The organism is Mycoplasma sp. OR1901 (assembly GCF_013348745.1).
In the GTDB taxonomy this organism is placed as follows: Bacteria; Bacillota_I; Bacilli_A; order Mycoplasmatales; family Metamycoplasmataceae; genus Mycoplasmopsis.
Map to the genome: position 1 here is coordinate 555,103 of NZ_CP054666.1, position 19,623 is coordinate 574,725.

A 19,623-nucleotide genomic window follows, 5' to 3' on the forward strand; every position below is an offset into this window, starting at 1 on the left:
TTGAATTTGAGGGCCTTTTGCATTTATAATTTTTGCAAATACTTACTTAGGTAAAGCTTATACATTATCAAATCGTTATCTAATTTTAATGTATCCAATTGTTTTAAGATCAGTAATAATTATTCCTATTTACACTTTTGTTTTATATACTATCTTTATTCCACTTTCATTCTTGAAAGAAAATAAATTGTTGGATATTAAAAAAATAAGCTATTTTTAGTTGAATTAATTGTAAACATAAAAATCAAGCATTTAGTTGTGCTTGATTTTTTGTATGCAGTTTTAAACTAAATTGTTAATCTTTTTTTGTGGTACTAATTGTACCGAATACTAACTTATCGAAATTAGGAAAATGTCCAATTTTTATGTGTTTAGCGTTTTTAAAATATAAATCCATTCCATCACCTCATACAAATGTAGCTGAATCGTTTCCTGGAACTATTGCATCAATAGCTTCAAAATAAACATTTGTAAGTTTCTCAAATAAAGCGTGGATTTCTTTTAAATTTTCTTTTCCTGTTTTTTCGTTTGTTTGAAAATTACCTGTGAACTTTTTAATTTCTTCTACTATCGCATCTTTCTTTTTAATTAATACTCTAATATGTTTATTATCTTCGCCAAATTGTTTAATTAATGATTCAATTGGTCTAAGAGCAAAAGTTAGAGGTGAAAATAATTTATCAGCATCAGGTTTTTCAGTATATTTAACTCTTTCTGAATAAGATCATTTCTTATCTGTTGTATCAGGATCTTTTATTGCATTTAAAGTTCTAATAGCACTTATAGTACCGAATTCATCATTTCAAAATGTATCCATATGACGTCAAACATACTCTACTCCTCTAGAGTTAGATCCGTTGTAGTGTCCTTTTTTTAATCACACTTCTTCTAAAACTTGGTTAACAATTCTATCAAACTCTTTCTCCGCTTCTTCCATTTTATTTTGATCATCAATATCTTTAAAAATGTCAGAAATATACTTAAATTTATTTGGTTCAGCAGTTATGAAACCATATATTTTTTCATATGTTTTCATTAAAAAGTTTATATATTGATCTCCTGTGTAAGGAACAGCGTATAAATATGCAAAATATTTTCTAAATAAAGTAACTGAATTACCGTATTTATTAGTTTCTTCTCTACCAGCTTGGTCTGATAATTTTGATGAATATTCCTCTTTTATTTCTTGTATTTTATCTTGAGCGTTACTAATGATTTTTTTAACATTTGAATAAATTTCTTTATATTGTTCGACTGTTAAATTATCACCATTCTCTTTTTTAGCTTTTTCAATCGCGTTATTAACTTCTTCATATATATTTGGTAATTCTACACCTTTTGCAGATTCTCATTCTAAATCATTACCATTTATACCATCTTGATTAGATAAATCAATTAATTCCATTCAATTAACTGAAGTATCAATTTTGTCACTAACTTTTTCTTTAGATTTAACTTTAATTTCAGTGACTAGATTTAATAATGATTCTTTTGAATTACCAATAACATTGACAATTTCACCAAAGCCATCACCTTCATGATTAATATTGTTTTTAGCTATTTCGTATTTCTTTTTTAGTTCATTAAGTTTATTTATTTCTTTGTTAAATTCTAGATCAAAACCATCGCTTCCAAGCTCAACATCTTTTAATAATTCATCTATTTTAGTGTTCTCGTTGTTAATTTCGTCGTGCACTTTGTATATAATTTTTTCAAACACTTCATTGTATTTGTTTTTATAATTGGTTATGTAATCATCGATATTATCAATATCAACATTCTTTGTATCATTCATTTGATTTTTTAAGTTTTCAAGTAAAGTAAATTCATTTCCTAAAAAATCATTGTTCTTGATATCTTCAATTTTGTTATCAATATTAAGGATAAAGTTGTTAATATATTTTTTCTTCTTTTGATATTCCTTTTGATTTGTTTGATAACCTTTAACCATAACTACAGTAGTTGTTGTTGCACTAAGTAAACCGAACAACGACAAACTGGATAGTCAAATTTTTATTCTCTTTTTCATAAAACTCCTATTTCAGTTACGTATATTTAACTTTAATTTTAATTTTGGAATATTATACACAAAATATAAAAAAGCAAAAATTCTTGAATTTTTTATATTTTTATTTAATTTTAAAGAAAAAATTTAATATATAAGAATATATATTACTTTTTCAATTAGTTAAAAATCGGTAAATTTAAAGCATAAAAAAAATTTTTAAGCATAGTTTTTTATGCTTTTTATTTGCATATAAAAAAATAAAATAGGTCTAAAAAATAAAATAAAAAACAAGTACTCAACGTACTTGAATTATGTATAATAATAATTTATTCAATGCTTTTTATAAAATCATCAAATCAATTTGTATCATTATCTTGCATTGTAAGTATAGCTGTATTTTGAACACTAACCATACCATTTGGCATAACTCCAGAATATTTGGTTACTTCAAACATAGATTCATCATTGTCTGCATCACCAAAACTAAATGTTCTGTCTATATCTAAATCATATTTATTTAATAAATATTTAATAGCATTTCCTTTAGTTGCATCAACACTCATTATATCAAGAAAAGGTTCTTGAGACACAACCCCGTAAATACCATCTAATTCATTTTCTAAATTTAGTATTTTATCTCACTCTTCAATAGGATTACTTGCTTTTAGAACTAAGAATTTACAAAAGGTTCAATCTTTAATTTCTTTTGTAAAATCACCTTCTTTGTATTCACCGTCTCTAATTCTTGAGAAATATTTTTTCTTTACAAAAAAATCTGTTTTATAAGTGTTATAACCCGCAACAAATTCAGGAGTGTATACTAAGAAATCGTATTTTAATTCTACTAATTTTTTATAAATTTTAACTCCTATTTCATTTGGTATATGAAATGTTTTTAATAAAGAATAATCATTATTTAAAATAATAGAACCATTTGCGAAAATCATAGGATGTTTAGTAGGTACATTCTTTACAATATCTCAAGCAGTAAAAGGTGGTCTACCCGTTGCTACAAAAATATTTTTATTTTGACTAATTAGATCCTTTAATCTATCAAGATTAGGTTCATTTATAATACTTTTAGAATTTAACAAAGTACTATCTAAGTCAAAAAAGAAATTATCGATATTATCTAATTTAATTGTGTAAGGTTCTAATTCTAAAATAACATCATTATTTAAAAAATCAATAGATAAAATATTATAAACTTGCTTCTCCTGATTTTTTAACGAAATTGATATCAAATCATTAACCTTTAAATTAAAGTTTTCTTTCGAATCATTAAGGATAATTTTATTATCTTTAAATTCATTATTTGTATAAAATTGCTTTATCATTTAACTCCTTAAAAATTTATATAGAAATAAATTTTAATAATTAACATAAAAAAACTTAGGTTACACTAAGATTTTTTATTATTATACACCTTTGTTATATTTCTTAATCAATCTAATTTAATATATAAAATTTCTATAACAAACATTTTAACTAAATCAGATAAGTAGAATATAAAGTAGAAGAAACCAACTGGATATTTTAATGAATTTAATGTGTTAGGTACCATTAAGTATGAAATTAAAGCTAATCACGCCATTTGTAATACACCAGTAACGAACACTACTATTCCAGTAACATTATTTCTACCACCTGTTTCTAGTATTCTTACGCTAGTTGCAAAGAAAATTCAAGTTGGATTAAATACGGCGATTGAAATAGAAGTAAGTTGAACTTCTTTTAAATAGTAATAAGACGCTAACGCTTTTTCTTTAGCTATTATTGTTGCATCTGTAATTCCTTCAGCTCTTAGATTATTTTGAACATTTTCTTGAATACCATTTGATAAAAATGACATATATGGAATGAAAATGATTACAAATCCAAATATCGAGGATAAAACCGAAGCTAAAACAACATGGAATCCTTTAAGTTCTTTAGCATTTTTTTCTGCTAATTCAAACTCGTCATTACCTAATTTTTGTCCGACAAAAAGTGCTATATTAGATCCTACAACCCCAAAAGCGGCAGTAAATATATTTGTGAGTGAAGCTGTAATTCCTAAAACATCACCAGAACTTAGACCTCAATGTTTATAGTATTGTGTACTATAATGCGCTCCTAGAGAACCAATCGGGAAAGCGGCAGCTCATAAAAAGACTCTAACAGCAACAAAAACAAAGTTTGTTGAACTTAATAAAAAGCTTGGCATTCTTTTAAAGAATTGAATTCAGATTTCTTTTGAAACCTTAAAGATTTTAAAAGGATTAATTAAATATTTTCTAATTTTTAATCTAATAAAAATTAAAGATAAAATAATTGATACTATTCCTGAAATTATTGTAGCTCAAGCAGAACCTACAACACCGTATCTAGGTATTAAAATAAGATTGAAAACAACATTCGAAAGCAAGGAAGCAAGTGACACAAAAAACGAAACACCACCATTTCCTGTTTCTCTAAGGATTGAAATTGTTGAAAAATTAATACCAGTAATAAGTCATGAAAAGGCAATTATTTTAATATAATCTGTACCTAATTTAACTACTGTTTGGTATGAAATATCATTTGGATCACCTTTTGCAACCGAACTCATAAAAAATGCCGGAGCTGACATTATTATTGTAAAAAACATTATCGAAAGAGCAAAAGATAAAATATACCTTGCTCTAACAACTTGTATCGTTTCTTCTTTTTTAGCAGAACCTCGATACTGTCCGAAGATAGAAGTACCAACAATGTTGATACTAATAAGTAAACCACCTATTATTGCGGAATAACCATTAGCAAAACTTAGAGCAGATACACCACCTTCTATATCGGTAACCATAAAGTTATCGATAAACCCATTTAATGAGACTATGATACCTGAAAAAATAATAGGAATTGCTATTTTTGAGTACAATAGTCATCTTTGTTTACTTGATGGAAAATGAGATAAAAATGTTTTAGCTATTTTTTTATACATTTTCTTAATTTTTGTTTATATTTCTAATATTAATTGAATAGCCAGAAAAAAACTGGTTTATAAGGTTATTTTTACTCATTTTTAACTCCTTCATAATAAAAATTAAAAGTTAATTCTATTATAAATAATTATTATAAATAAGTAAGTATTTAATAAAAAAATATACCAAAAAGAGACTTTTTAGTATATTAAAACAATTTTATTTTTTAATTTCTCCATATAGTTTAATTTTTTCTCTATATGTTAGATGATTTTTATTATTATTAAAGTTAACACTATTAAGAATTTCTGAATTGTAAATAATTACTATTTGTTCAGTTTGTTTACCGTCAAAATGACTATATTTTGTATTTTTTCAACTTGAATCATCGACACTTTGAACAATTTTTTTATATTTATTGTGATTATTTTTATTTAATTCTTCTAAAATTAAATCTACCGCAACAGAACCGTTATCATTTATTTCTGTTAGTCCAACAATGTCGAAACCTGAATTATCAATGAATTTAGCAATAGCTTTATATTTAAATTCTTTTTCACGTCTGTATTTATTTAAATCATCATTTCCATAGTTTAGGATATTTCAATGCGCAATTCTCAAATGATTACTATCTTTTTTTGGATTTATTATCGCATTAGAAGTGTTGATTCTCTCGTTTGTTTTAACATTTAAATCAAGATAAACGGGAGCGTGATCAGATAAACGATTTCTAATATTTCAGTTTTCATTTTCACTTCTTTTATATCATTTCATTAATTTAAATTCTTCTTTATTAGAAAACTTATTAAATTCTTTGATTATATCTATTTTAAAATCTAATTTTGGATCATCTTTGTCATTTATAACATCATAATAGTTATTTTCACCGTTAAGATAGAACATTTTATCGTATGGTTGAACATATCCTGTACCATCTCTGTTTATTGATGTAAAGTATTTTTGCCCTATTCCAAGAGTAGTTAACACTTTTTCTATATCAGAATCAAAGTTTTTATCTAAATTGAAATTATCATTTTCTATATTAGTGTCACCACCAAAAATAACAAGTGAATTATCATTAGAATGTTTTTTATAATATTTCATTAATTTAGGTATCGCAAGAAATTCGCTCGCTTCTTGTGAACCTAAAGATGAACCGTTACTTTTGTGACTTAATTCATTTGTATTAGCACTTGTTTCTCTGTATCTATTATTATTTTTCTTACCAGGACTATCCAAATGATCAAATATTGTAACTATGTTTGGGAAATTATTATGATTTTTTAATTCAAATATTGCACCAAAAGGAGGTCTAACAAAAACCGTTTCATTTATGCTGTTTTCTTGAAAATCATTTTCGTTAGTTGTTACTGACCTCGCTTGAAGATGAAGATGAACTAGAAGAACTCGATGAATCTTCTGATCCATTTTCATCTGTTGTACTTTCATCATTTGATAAATTAAATGATTGCTCGATTGTTTCTTCTTTATATTTATATGAAATTGTTAATACTTTTTTATCGGCATCTCAATTTCCTAGGAAAGTTTTTGTTTTAGCATTTTCAGGATAATCAAGTTTAACATTTGATTCAGAGTAATTTACATCAAATTTAAAAAATCTATTTTCTTCGTTGCTTCCTCCACGATATACACCAAAATATTCTGTATTAGCATATTTATATAATTTAACTTGTCCGTTTTTTAACTTAGAATTAATTATTTCGATCATTTTTTCTTTATTTAATTTTGGGTTTACAACAAAAACTTTTACCTGTTGCTTTTGATTCTCTTTTCCGGAATCATCAGTGTTTGAACCTATTGTTCCTTCAGTTTCACCATCGCCACCAGATTCTCCTTCATCAGGAGATGTTACTTCGCCAGATGAATCACTGTCAGCCCCTCCTGTTTGTTTTTCTCCTGTTGTTGTACCTTCGCCAGAAGAAGGTGTTTCCCCGTTTGAAGAACCTGTTCCTTCAGTTTGTTTTTCACCGTCAGGTGTGCTTTCGCTTTCGCTAGAAGATGTTTCACCTTCAGATGAATCACTTTTAGACCCTTCTGAAGTGCTATCTCCTTCACTTGAAGACGCTTCACCTGTAGATGAATTATCTCCAGATGTACTTCCGCTTCCATCTGACGATGTTTCGCCAGTTGAAGAATTACTATCAACTTCTTCTGTTTGTTTTTCGTCAGTAGTTGTATTTTCACCTTCTCTAGAAGAAGAGTCACTGTTAGTTCCTTCAGTTGTTCTTTCGTTTGTTGAATCTGCAGGTGTAGTTACTTCTTCTTCTTCAACTTTTGTTTTTGAATCATTAGTAGAATCGGTTGTACTCTCTTCGTTAGAAGAATTGTTATTTACATTATCTGATGTTGAATCATTTTCCTTAACAACATTTGTATCCGCGTTTGTACCGGAATTATCTTCTTTTTTTACCTCTTGTTTAGCTTGAGACTGCGAACAACTAACTGTTGTTACGACACTAATTCCCGAAAGTGTGATTAATATATTTTTTAAAACTTTTTTGTTTAATTTCATAATAAATAGACCTCTTTAAATTTTTTTACAATTTATTATATATGAAATAAGACTATAAGCATAGTGATTTTGATATTATTTTGAAAACTCTTGTTATATATGAAAATATTTATGGGATATAAATATTGAACAATAAAAAAGAAGCATATGCTTCTTTATTTAAATAAAAATGGTTTTGCTTTTTTGTAATATAAGTAACCAGAAATAGTAGATAACGATACTGGAACTATAAAGAAAATTGAATAAACTCATTTACTTCAATTTGGATGTAGAATAAAATGATTTTTAACGTTTATATCAACTAAAATTAAAACTAATAAAAGTGCAATAGAAATAGATAATGTCATAGTTTTTCATTTTGCAGTTTTAATCGCTTCAACTTTAACATTATTTTTAGACATAATAATTCTAAAGGCATCTACAATTATATCTCTTAAAATAAGCAATATTAAATAAGTGTATGGTAAAAAGTTATTTACACTTAAAAAAAGTAAAACAGTTGTTGTCATTAGTTTATCAGCAATTGGATCAAATATTTTACCAAATGTAGATACTACTTTTCATTTTCTAGCTAAATAACCATCTATAAAATCAGTTGTCATAGCAATAATGAAAAAAGTTAAGATAAGTGATATTATTATTGTTTTTTCATTAGTGTTTATTAAACTATAATTCGAAAAATATATAGATAATCCAACCACTGGAACAACAAATAAAATACGTAAAATAGTTAAAGCGTTTGGTATTTTTTTCTTGTGTAAACTATTCATTTTCGCTTTCTTTTTTACTTTTACTTAAAAATTCACTATGCATTGTTTCAATTTCTTGATGAATTACTTTTGCATCTTTTAAGTCTTCGATTTCTGTTTTGTTTTGTTCTGTAACTTGTTTATGAATTTTTACTTCTTCTTTTTTGAAAAATTCAATTAAATCATTTAGTTTTTTATTTCAAAGATTTGAATTTAAATCTTTCAACATATTTAACTTTAATTTTAAATCATTTAATTTTTCATCCGGAATAATAAATGTCTTGTATTCGTATGAATTCATCATAGTATCTAATAATTCTCTTGTTGCATTATTAATTTCACCCATTTTATATTCACCAATACTTACAACAAAATTATCATGAATTTTTGTGTTTAATTCGATTAATTTATTAACTTTTATCATTAATTCATAACGATATTTAATAGAATCATTTTCGAACTCTTTTGCAGCAATTCTAGTTCTTTTTTTCTCAATTTTTTCTTTTACATATGAGTATATAAAATAAACCCCAATTAAAGTTAAAAGAACACCTAATATTACTCAAATTATTATATTCCCACTACCTAACGCACTAATAGAACTACTTTTAGTTGTAGTGTTAGCTTCTTCAAACATTCTGTCGATTTTAATTAACATTTTTACCTTTCTTGATTGTAACTTTTCATTTTACTTCTTTTTCAACTGTACATTCACTTTGAATTTTGTCTTTAAGTTCTTCATCATTTGGTATTTTTTCATTTTCTCTATCAGCATCGATAATAATTTTATAAAGTAGATTTAAAAGCATTTTTCTATCTACTTTAGTAACTGTAGTAGATGGTTTATAACTTAAAACTCCACCATCATTTAATCTTTCGTTTATTTCGAAATCTAACCCACCAAGTTCGCTTTCTATTTCTTTTTTAATGCGTTTAGCTTCTTGATTGTGTTCGTTATATTCTTCGGCTAATGATTTTAATTTATCAAAATCAATAACGTTATCTTCTAATTTTTCTTCCATTACTAATTCTCCCTAATAATCTATGACCCTATTAAACCTGCAGCATAAGCAATATACATTACTAGTATATTTAACCCAAAGAAAATTAATGTAGCTAATGCGTCAGATAAAGTTGTTAGAATCGGTGCAGACATTACCGCTGGGTCTTTTTTTAATTTAATTGCTAAAAGAGGTATTACTGTACCTAAAAATTTTGCCAAAATAACTACTAATCATAAAGAAAGTGAGCTAGCGATTATTATGAACGATAATTCACCTCATTTAAGAGATGGATCTCTAAAAAATGGTATTGAATAATATATGTATAGTCTAATTATGTTAACAATAAACATTATTAAACCGATTATTATCCCAATTGTAGTTTCTTTTCAAACTACTTTTCCATATTCGTGATTTTTAAAATCACCTAAAGATGCAGCACGAGTAACCGTGGTTGATGATTGTGAACCAGCATTACCTGCTGCTCCACTAATTATTGGTATTAAAGAAGTTATAATACCAGTAGATATAGTTACGTGAACTACACTACTAAAAAAACTTTCGCTTATTGCGGTAAATTCTTGAATAATGTATTGAGACATTGTAGCCGATATCATTAAGATAATCAATCAAAATACCCTTGCTTTTACAATGTTTTTGATTGATTTTTTGATATAACTATCTTCTACATTTTCGTCCCGGATACCGGCCATTTTATAAATATCTTCAGTTGCTTCATCTTGAATAATATCAATAATATCATCAGAAGTAATCATACCGATTAGCCTTTTATCAGATGAAACAACGGGTAAAGTAGATCTATCATGGTTTGAGAATATTTGAGCAGCATATTCTTTATCGTCAGTAGTTTTAACTGTTGCAACTGCATTATAAATTTCGTCTAATAAAACATTTTCGTCCGAAAAGACTAATTCCTCTAATGTAATATCACCAACCAGTCTACCTTGTTGATCTACGATATAAAAGTTGTGTCCCATTAAAACATTTTTGTTATAATCGGCTCTAATTTTTGAGATTGCTTTTTTAGCGGTTCAATTTGATTTTAAGATTGAGAAATCAACACTCATAAAACTACCAATATGATCATCTGAATATGATAAAAGTTGGTTAATTTTATCTCTTTTTTCTTTTGGTGTGCTACTTAAAATTTTTCTTGTGATATTAACCGGTAAGTCTTCAATAATATCAGCCAACTCGTCAGTTTCAATTTCTTGTAAAACTTTTTCACCCAAGTCATCACTGAATTGAATAACTAAATTTGTTTGGATTTCGTCATCTAAATAAGAAAAAACTTCTGCAGCTTCTTCAGTTCTTAGTATTCTAAGTACATATATTTGTTGTTCACTTGTTAAACTCTCTACCGCTTTAGCAAAATCGGCATGTGGAGTTTCTTCTTCTAATTCTCTTAATAACTTTACACTTTTTGTTGCTATTAAATTTTCTATTTCTTGGTGAAGGATTTGGTTCTGTAATTGTTCTATGTTGTTATTTTCCATATTATTTTTCAATTAAATATTTAATTAATTCCTCTTGGAAATATTCGATTTTTACAGAAGTAATATTACGATCTTTCATAATTTTTACACTACCATTTTCTTCAGAAACTACTATTGTAGTAGCATCACTTTGTTCAGAAATTCCAATAGCAGCACGGTGTCTAGAACCAAAATCACTTTCAAGTGATTTTTTAGTTATTTTGTAAAAAGTAGAAGCATAATAAATTTTATTATCACGAATAACAACTGCACCATCATGTAAAGGTGAGTTTTTATTAAAGATAGAAATTAGAAGCGAACTTGAAATATTTGCATTTAAAACAATACCATCTGTTCTTAAATTATCAATATTATCATTGTTTTCGATTGTTATCAATGCACCAATTTTGTGTTTAGATAAATATTCAACACTTTCTCTAAGTTGGTTAATTAAACGAATTTGACTACTACGTCCCAATTTATCGTATTTAGATTTCTTGAAATAGTTACTAAACCAGTTTTTTATATGAGGTATGATCACAACAATTAAACTAATTAAAATTAGAATAAAAATTGCAATAACAAAACCTAAAATAACATAATTAACTACGTTCATCTTAAGCTATTCTCCCTACCACATAAGCAACCACAAGAAATGTAGCAATTAAAAATAATGCAACAACAGCTCCAAACGAGTTATAAAAAATATCTCTTTTATATCACGGAAGTTCTTTTTGTTCATTTGAGTATTTTACTTTATTATCTTTATATAAAGCTTTTGCTCTAGCGTATTCAATTTCGTTTTTTCTAAATTGAATGAAGTCAATTTTTTTATTTTCTTTATTCATTTTCGCCTCCTTTTTCTATATAGTTAATATATATTATAAACTTTTAATTTAATAAAATGCTATTTTTTTCTAGCATATAAATAATTAATGTTTTTTCCTTTGCTAGATCATTTTAATTCATAGCCAGTAGGATAGTTATTTTCATTGTATTTTGAGTTGTGTAAATCGGTTGTTTGATCAATGATTTCTCACTGATTTTCAATTAAACTTTCAACAGAATAATTGAAAAATCCATCATTATCAGTTTTTAAATGTAATTGACCATCTTTAGTTAATAAATTTTCATATAAACTAAGATATTTTTTATAAGTTAATCTTCTTCTTTCATGAGCATTCTTAGGTCATGGATCACTGAAAGTTAATCAAATTTTATCAACTTGATTTTCAAAAATTTCTGCCAAATTATCTGCGTTTTCTGTTATTATAAATAAATTATTCAAGTTAAATTCATTAATTTTGTTCAAAATTTTATTAGCAACAGTAGGATATTTTTCAATCGCAAAATATCTAATATCAGGGTTATTTAGAGCTAATTGAGCAATCATTTCACCCTTTCCTGCTCCTATTTCAATAACATCTGTTTTATTTAAAGAAATTGGGAATTTATTTAAATAAAATTTTGAATTATTTAATTTATCTTGTGCTGTATTATCGTGTCTTAATCTCATATTTTAAATTATATAAGAGTTATTTAAATATATCAATATAAAAGTTAAAAAAAATAATATAATATATAAATAATATGAATAATAATCTAGCAAATAAGTTAAGACCAGAGAATTTTGACGATCTGGTAGGTCAAAAAAATATAGTAGATCTTCTCAAAAAAGTTTCTAAAAATAAAATGACTTCAAGTTTTATTTTTTTTGGTGAAAGTGGTGTTGGTAAAACTACTATGGCACTTATTTTGGCTAAAAATATGGGCTTGAATTATGAATATTTTAACGCCTCAATTGATGATAAGAGTAAATTAGTTAAAATCTTAAAAGACAATCAAATTATCATAATTGATGAAATACATAGATTAAACAAAGATAAGCAAGATATTTTACTTTCTTACTTAGAATTTGATAAAGTTATAGTTTATGCAACTACAACAGAAAATCCATACTTTAAAGTTAATCCAGCTTTACGTAGTAGGATGCAAATATTAGAACTACATAAAATTGATGAAAACGAAATTGTCGAGTACATAAAAAAATTAATTGCTAAAGGTAAAATTAAATTAAATATTAGTGATGAAGTGCTTTTATCACTTTCAAGATTTTCTTCAGGTGATTTAAGATTATGTTTAAATAATATTCAGTTAATTTCTTTAGTTATAGGTTCTGAAAAAGAAATTACTACTGAAGATTTAAAAAAAGTTATACCTAACATTAATTTTTATAGTGATTCAAATTCAAATGAACACTTTAACAACCTATCTGCTTTTCACAAAAGTTTAAGGGGTAGCGATATTGATGCTTCACTTTACTATGGGATGTTAATTTTAAAAACAGGTGACGAAAATGGACTTTTTAGAAGAATGCTTTGTGTAGCATACGAAGACATTGGAATGGCGAATCCAAATGTAGGCTATAGAGTTGAAGCTGCGATTAGAACGTACGAAAGACTTGGTATGCCCGAAGGAAGATTAGCAATCGGAGCGGCTATTGTTGATTTAGCAAACTCACCAAAAAGCAACTCAACATATTTAGCATTAAGTAAAGCAATAGAACTTATTGATAGTGGTAAAATTTACCCGATACCAAAACACCTTAAAGATAGGCATTATAAATCGGCTGCTAAATTAGGTTATGGAATAGATTATAAATATCCTCACGATTATGAAAATAATTGAGTTGAGCAAAATTATCTACCGCAAAAATTAAAAGATATTAAAATATTTGAATATGGAAATTCTAAATTCGAACAAGATTCAAAGAAATATTGAGAAAAAATTAAAAAAGGATAAATTATGAATAAAAAATTAGATATTAATGAGATACATAAATTAGAAGACCTTAAAAAAATAAAATCAGAATTATTTAATCAAGGTAGTGAAATGTTTGAATTACAACAAAAAATTAAAACAAGTTCACCTGAAGAGAAAAAAGAAATCGGTATGAAAATTAAAAATTTAAAAAAGGAATATGAAGACTTTTTTAAATTAGCTGAAGAAAAAATTCAAGAATTAGAAACTCAAAATAAACTTAAAAATAGTTTTATCGATTTTACCGAACCAAGTACTAAAAAAGCATCTTTACACCCAATCACAATTACAGAAGAAAGATTAAGAGATTGATTTTTACAAAGAGGGTACTATGAACAAGAAGATGGTGAAATTGTTTCTGATGAATTTAATTTTGAACGTTTAAACATACCTTCAAACCACCCGGCTAGAGCAATGCACGATTCACTTTACTTTAATGAAAAAACTTTATTAAGAACACATAATACAGGAATTACAGCCAAAGCTTTAGATGAATATAAACACTCAAAAGAAAAAAATAAAGAAGTATCTATTTTTTCAATTGGTAAAGTTTACAGAAATGACGAAGATGACGCAACACACTCACACCAATTCACTCAATTAGACTTCGTTTCAGTTGGTAAAGTAAGTTTCCAAAATTTAATTTGAACTCTAAAATCATTACTATCATATGTTTTAGAACAAGAAGTTGAAATTAGATTAAGACCAAGTTATTTCCCTTTCACTGAACCTAGTGTTGAAGTTGACGTATTTTACAAAGGAAGATGAATCGAAATACTTGGAGCAGGTATGTTACACCCAAGAGTTCTAGAACTTGCAGGATTTGATAATCAAGAATACAATGGATTTGCAGCTGGTTTAGGACTTGAAAGAATAACAATGATAAAATATGGTTTCACAGATATCAGAGACCTTTACAAAAATGATATGAGAATAATGGAGCAATTTAAATATGAAAAATAGTTTTTTAAATATACTAACAAGCGAAGGAAAAAAACCTTACTTTGACAACATAATTAATGAATTAAAGGTAGCTGAAAAAGAAAATAAAGTAGTTTTACCATATCAAACAGATATGTTTAGAGCCTTTGAATTCTTCCAAGTTAAAGAAACTAAAGTAGTATTTATTGGTCAAGATCCATATCATAGTTTAGGAACTGCTGATGGTTTAGCTTTTTCAACTAGAGGGCAAAAAACTCCACCATCACTAAACAATATTTTTAAAGAATTGAAAAAAGATTATCCTGACACAAAAATCGAAACAAATTCACTTGTAGCGTGAGCAAAGCAAGGTGTATTATTATTAAATACAGTATTAACTGTTGAATATGGGAAAGCTAACTCACACAAAAATATCGGTTGAGAAAACTTTACTTTAAAAGTAGTTGAAAACGTAATAAACGAAAATAATAATGTAATTATAGTAGCGTTAGGAAAACAAGCTCAAGAATATATTAGCAAACTTCCTAATTTAAATAAATTAGACCCAAATAATATATTAGCCACATCTCACCCTTCTCCATTCAGCTATCAAAAGGGTTTTGAAAACTTTGAACTATTCAAAAAAATCAATGCTATTTTAAAAAAACATAAAACAAGACAAATTAATTGAGACTTAGTTAAGGAGGTAATTTAATGCTTTTATCATTAAATCATATTAATAAGTTTTTTTCTAATAAAAAACTTACACATCAAGAAGTTGAAACAGCTTTAAATAATTTAGGTATTGAAGTTGAAAATACTGAAAAATTTAGCGATGTAGAAGGAGTATTATTCGCTAAAGTTTTAAGCGTTAAATTAAACCCTAATTCTGATAGATTAGATATGGTTAGTTTACAAACTAAAAACGGAATTATCCAAATTCAAACTACAAACAGAATTTTAAAAGAAGGCGATTTCATAACTTGCTTCCCTGTAGGTGCTAAAAAAGGTGATTTTGTTTTTGGTGCTAAAAAACTAAAAGGTGAAATTTCAGAAGGGATGATGGCCGCTTGAAGCGAACTTGGTTACCAGTATGACTTACTAAATGAAAGAGATGAAATTTTAGTATTACCAAATGATTTTGCTTCTCTTGAAGATGATCCTGTGCAAGTATTAGGATTAGACGATTATATTATTGAAATTAGTTTAACAACTAATAGAAATGACTTGAATTCATATTACTATATTGCAAAAGAAATTGCTTCTTACTATAATCTCGAATTTAAATTTGATTTTAATGATGTTAAACCAACTTTTAAATCAAATTTAGAAGTTAAAAATACAATTTCTAAAGAATTAAGCTTCCTTGAAGTTAAAGGCGAAACACAAACAAGTCTATACGATAAAATGTTACTTGCAAAACATAATATTTCTTCATTACATAACTGAGCGGTTAATTTAACAAACTTAACTTTACTTAATATTGGTGCTACAGCTCATGTTTATGATAAAAATAAAATTTCAAACAAAATTAATGACAAAATGTTTAGTGGTAATTTAAATATTTTAGGAAATAAAAATGTGGAAGTTAATGATGTTTTAGTTATCGAAGACGAAAACAAGCAGATCTCAATAGCTTCTGTTATGGGGTTAGAAGAATCTAAAAGCGAAAAAGATTCAAAACACTTTTTATTTGAAGTAGGTGTTTTCCCAAATGAATTAATTCGTCATGGTGCCAAAGAAATTAAATTAAGCACAAATAGTTCTTCACAAGCATCAAGAGTTATTTCACAACAAGTAGCTAAAATGGGGATGGATTTTATTCAAAGTTATGTAAATAACCTTGAAACATCACAAGTTATTAACCCAATTAGTGTCCCTGAGAAAAAACAAATTAGCGTTAAATTTGACTTATTAAAACTATACGGTAATTTTGATAATATCGATCAATTAAGCGATTCAATTCAAAAATTAGTTAACTTAGATTTTGAAGTTAAAATCGATAAAGAAAATCAAAAAATAGATGTTTTAGTTCCTAACTATAGATATGATATTGAACTACCAGTAGATATTATCGAAGAATTATTTAGAATTTATTCATATGATAATTTCAAACCAATGGAATATTTCTCAAAACCATATAATGTAGTGCAAAAAAGAAATAATTTAAAACACACTTTAGTATCTCAAGGTTATGATGAAGTTAGAACCTTTACTCTTGTATCAATTGAAAAAAGTGCGTTTAACCCATTTAAGTTTGATACTGATATGAAGTTAATGACTTTTGTTTCAAAAGAAAGAGAAGTTGTTAGAAATTCTATAATCACTTCGATTCAAGAAGTTGTTGAATATAACCAAAAAAGAAAAATTAAAGACATTAATGTTTTCGAAAAAGGTATGATCAACAATAATAAATTAGTTTTAGGTATGGCTACCACAACTAAAAATTATGTAAATTTCAAAAATGATATTATTAACATTTTAAACCAAGAAATTAAGTTTGTACGTGAATTTAAACAAGATAACAAAGAGTTTAAATTAGATATAAACAATGTTGAAACAAACGACGCTTTATCAATTAACCCATACGCAAGTGCTTACATAGTATTAAACGATAAATTAATTGGATGAGTTGGTAAATTACATCCAAAATATGATTCTACAGATGCCCTTTATGCAGAAATATTGTTAGATTCATTTGCTAAACCTTCAATTTTAGAAGATATCAACAAGCCTATAAATTCAAATAATTTTGCATACCAATCAGTTAATACAAATCCACTTAAAACAATTGATTTAACTTTCTCATTAACCAAAGAAGAATATTTAGAAAACATAATAAAAGAAATTGAAAAAACAACTAATAATAATGCTTTTTCAATTAAAAAAATAGATGAATATCACAAAGATGATACAAAACAAATAACACTACAAATAACCGCTTCTGAAGAAGAAATTGAGTTATTGAATAATAAATACAACTCTCAAAAAGGAGAATAATATGTATAAAAAAATAAATTTAAAAGATAAAGTTGTTTCAGATGCTATTAATAATGAATTAAACAGACAATTTGAACACATCGAATTAATCGCTAGTGAAAACTACGTTTCTGAAGACGTTTTAATAGCGCAAGGAAGCGTTTTAACTAATAAATATGGTGAAGGATACCCAAATAAACGTTATTACGGCGGATGTGAATACGTAGATATTGTCGAAAGTGCGGCAATTGAACGTTTACAAAAACTTTTTGGCGTTAAGTATGCAAATGTTCAACCTTATTCCGGTTCAGTAGCTAATGCTGCCGCTATTGCTTCGGTTGTTCCAAGCGGTGGAAAAATCATGGGTCTTTCGCTAAGTTCAGGAGGCCACTTAACACACGGGTACAAAATTTCTTTTAGTGGTATCTTTTATAACTCAGTTTCTTATGATTTAGGAAAAGATGAAACCTTAGATTATGACGCGATCGAAGAATTAGTAATGAAAGAAAAACCGGATTTAATAATTTGTGGTTATTCTGCTTACTCAAGAACTATCGATTTCAAGAGATTTAAAGAAATAGCTGATAAAGTTGGAGCTAAATTAATGGCTGATATTGCACATATTGCTGGTTTAATTGTCGCTGGTGTTCACCCTTCTCCGGTAGGTTATGCTGACATAATAACTTCAACAACACACAAAACATTAAGAGGTGGTCGTGGTGGAATAATCATGACAAACGATGACGAAATAGCTAAAAAAATGAATCGTTGAGTATTCCCTGGTTATCAAGGTGGACCACTTTTCCACGCTATCGCTGGTAAAGCTGTTGCTTTTTACGAGGCTTTACAACCACAATTTAAAGAGTACGGACATAAAATAGTTGAAAATGCATCTAAATTTTCAAATGCATTTAAAGAATTAGGTTACCGTGTAATTAGTGGAGGAACTGATAACCACTTATTTATGCTTGATATAGTTGATAAATTCAATAAAGATGAAGTATTATTAACCGGTGTCAAAGCAGAAAAAGTATTAGGTAAAATTAATATAACAATTAACAAAAATAGCATTCCTTTTGATAAATTACCACCTACACAATGTAGTGGAATTAGAATTGGAACAGCAGCTATGACAAGTAGAAACTTTGACCAATGAGAAAAGTTAGCTTCCATAATGGATCAAGCACTTAAAATTCAATTTGACATTGAATTAAACGGTGGAGAATCAACTGATGTTCAAGATAAATTACTTGATAATTTAAAAGAACAAGTTCTCGAAATAACACAAAAATACCCTATAATTAAAAAATTACATATAATTTTAATTGTTAAGTCATAAAACAAATAATGTATAATAATAAACGTAAATAAAATATTAAGGAGAAAAATGTCAAATTTATTTAATAATAGAGAGTATACTAGACCTGAAGGTTTAGAACCTTCAGTAGATAACTCAGTGAAAAAACCAGAAGTTAGCTTATTCGGAAAAATCATGTTCTGAATTATTGGTTTAGGAATTTTTTCAGCAGTAGCATACGTTATAAAATCAAACAGATTTAAAAGAATGCAAAATGATGTTAATGAAGCAGCATCAACAATTGATACTCAATTAGCAAAAAGAGCTGACACACTATATAAATTAGTTAGTTCAGTTAAATCATTTAAAGAACACGAAAAAGACCTATACACAAGTGTTACAAGAATGAGAGCACTTACAGGAACAGGAAACATTAACGATTCAGTTGAATTAGAAAAACTTACTAGTTCTGCATTAGGAAGATTGATCGCAGTTCGTGAAAATTATCCAGAATTAAAATCATCAGATTTATATAAAGAATTAATGGAACAATCTACATACATCGAAAGAGAAATCGGAGCAGCTAGAAGACTTTACAACTCAAGAGTTAACGAATTCAACTCAAGTATCTTTACATGACCAAACAATGTTGTATCTACAACAATGAAATTAACAACATTACCATTATTCCAAGCAAGCCAAAAACAGAGAGATGACGTTTCATTTGAAAGTTTAGGGTTATAATCCAATTAAAAGAACACATTAAAATGTGTTTTTTTTTACCACATTCAAAAAATTTTTCTCCTTTAAATACCAATATTCTAAACAGAATAAAAAATAATATATATAATAATAAAACAAATATTTTTTAAAATAA

The 19,623-nt window shown here is 26.8% G+C and carries 18 protein-coding genes; 6 read left to right on the forward strand and 12 right to left on the reverse strand.

The genetic code is table 4. From position 1 onward, the window contains the following. Positions 1–295 precede the first annotated feature (295 nt). The 12 genes from HTZ87_RS01850 to trmB all read right to left on the reverse strand — a co-directional run bounded on the left by HTZ87_RS01850 (position 296) and on the right by trmB (position 12,245). Positions 296–2,029, reverse strand: a complete 1,734-nt coding sequence (locus tag HTZ87_RS01850) for a hypothetical protein (RefSeq protein WP_174892869.1) — start codon at positions 2,027–2,029, stop codon at positions 296–298. Positions 2,030–2,334: 305 nt separating this feature from the next. Beyond that, positions 2,335–3,345, reverse strand: coding sequence for a Cof-type HAD-IIB family hydrolase (locus tag HTZ87_RS01855; RefSeq protein WP_174892870.1), 1,011 nt, complete (start codon positions 3,343–3,345; stop codon positions 2,335–2,337). A 65-nt stretch (positions 3,346–3,410) separates the two neighbouring features. After that, a complete protein-coding gene (locus tag HTZ87_RS01860) occupies positions 3,411–4,970 on the reverse strand; it encodes an MATE family efflux transporter (RefSeq protein WP_174892871.1) in 1,560 nt (519 codons plus the stop codon). A 199-nt stretch (positions 4,971–5,169) separates the two neighbouring features. Further along, complete coding sequence (locus tag HTZ87_RS01865) at positions 5,170–6,378, reverse strand: hypothetical protein (RefSeq protein WP_174892872.1); 1,209 nt, start codon at positions 6,376–6,378, stop codon at positions 5,170–5,172. Continuing rightward, a complete protein-coding gene (locus HTZ87_RS01870; protein WP_174892873.1) occupies positions 6,311–7,483 on the reverse strand; it encodes a hypothetical protein in 1,173 nt (390 codons plus the stop codon). Before HTZ87_RS01870 ends, HTZ87_RS01865 begins: the two co-directional genes overlap by 68 nt. A 155-nt stretch (positions 7,484–7,638) precedes the next feature. After that, a complete protein-coding gene (pgsA, locus tag HTZ87_RS01875) occupies positions 7,639–8,253 on the reverse strand; it encodes a CDP-diacylglycerol--glycerol-3-phosphate 3-phosphatidyltransferase (protein WP_174892874.1) in 615 nt (204 codons plus the stop codon). Next, a complete protein-coding gene (locus HTZ87_RS01880; protein WP_174892875.1) occupies positions 8,246–8,890 on the reverse strand; it encodes an MHJ_0274 family protein in 645 nt (214 codons plus the stop codon). The genes pgsA and HTZ87_RS01880 overlap by 8 nt, the downstream gene beginning before the upstream one ends. Beyond that, a complete protein-coding gene (locus tag HTZ87_RS01885) occupies positions 8,880–9,254 on the reverse strand; it encodes a hypothetical protein (RefSeq protein WP_174892876.1) in 375 nt (124 codons plus the stop codon). Before HTZ87_RS01885 ends, HTZ87_RS01880 begins: the two co-directional genes overlap by 11 nt. Before the next feature lie 20 nt (positions 9,255–9,274). Next, positions 9,275–10,750 carry a magnesium transporter gene (mgtE, locus tag HTZ87_RS01890; protein WP_174892877.1) on the reverse strand — a complete coding sequence of 492 codons (1,476 nt, stop codon included), beginning with the start codon at positions 10,748–10,750 and terminating at the stop codon, positions 9,275–9,277. Between the two features lies 1 nt (position 10,751). Next, positions 10,752–11,345 (reverse strand): DNA integrity scanning protein DisA nucleotide-binding domain protein, encoded by a 594-nt coding sequence (locus HTZ87_RS01895; RefSeq protein WP_174892878.1) that lies wholly within the window; start codon positions 11,343–11,345, stop codon positions 10,752–10,754. A 1-nt stretch (position 11,346) separates the two neighbouring features. Further along, positions 11,347–11,577 (reverse strand): hypothetical protein, encoded by a 231-nt coding sequence (locus HTZ87_RS01900; RefSeq protein ID WP_174892879.1) that lies wholly within the window; start codon positions 11,575–11,577, stop codon positions 11,347–11,349. Positions 11,578–11,636: 59 nt separating this feature from the next. Beyond that, positions 11,637–12,245: a tRNA (guanosine(46)-N7)-methyltransferase TrmB gene (gene trmB / locus HTZ87_RS01905; protein ID WP_174892880.1), complete on the reverse strand. Its 609-nt coding sequence runs from the start codon at positions 12,243–12,245 to the stop codon at positions 11,637–11,639. 74 nt (positions 12,246–12,319) lie between these two features. On the opposite strand from trmB, the gene HTZ87_RS01910 reads away from it, so the two are divergent. The 6 genes from HTZ87_RS01910 to HTZ87_RS01935 are packed head-to-tail and all read left to right on the forward strand — an operon-like array spanning position 12,320 to position 19,490. After that, the gene (locus HTZ87_RS01910) at positions 12,320–13,531 is read left to right on the forward strand and encodes a replication-associated recombination protein A (protein ID WP_174892881.1); all 1,212 of its coding nucleotides are present in this window, start codon (positions 12,320–12,322) and stop codon (positions 13,529–13,531) included. 3 nt (positions 13,532–13,534) lie between these two features. After that, a complete protein-coding gene (pheS, locus tag HTZ87_RS01915) occupies positions 13,535–14,512 on the forward strand; it encodes a phenylalanine--tRNA ligase subunit alpha (RefSeq protein WP_174892882.1) in 978 nt (325 codons plus the stop codon). Further along, positions 14,502–15,185 (forward strand): uracil-DNA glycosylase, encoded by a 684-nt coding sequence (locus HTZ87_RS01920; protein ID WP_174892883.1) that lies wholly within the window; start codon positions 14,502–14,504, stop codon positions 15,183–15,185. Before pheS ends, HTZ87_RS01920 begins: the two co-directional genes overlap by 11 nt. Then, complete coding sequence (locus HTZ87_RS01925) at positions 15,185–17,470, forward strand: phenylalanine--tRNA ligase subunit beta (RefSeq protein WP_174892884.1); 2,286 nt, start codon at positions 15,185–15,187, stop codon at positions 17,468–17,470. Before HTZ87_RS01920 ends, HTZ87_RS01925 begins: the two co-directional genes overlap by 1 nt. Position 17,471: 1 nt before the next feature. Then, complete coding sequence (gene glyA / locus HTZ87_RS01930) at positions 17,472–18,788, forward strand: serine hydroxymethyltransferase (RefSeq protein WP_174892885.1); 1,317 nt, start codon at positions 17,472–17,474, stop codon at positions 18,786–18,788. Positions 18,789–18,836: 48 nt separating this feature from the next. Continuing rightward, positions 18,837–19,490: a LemA family protein gene (locus tag HTZ87_RS01935; RefSeq protein ID WP_174892886.1), complete on the forward strand. Its 654-nt coding sequence runs from the start codon at positions 18,837–18,839 to the stop codon at positions 19,488–19,490. Positions 19,491–19,623 lie beyond the last annotated feature (133 nt).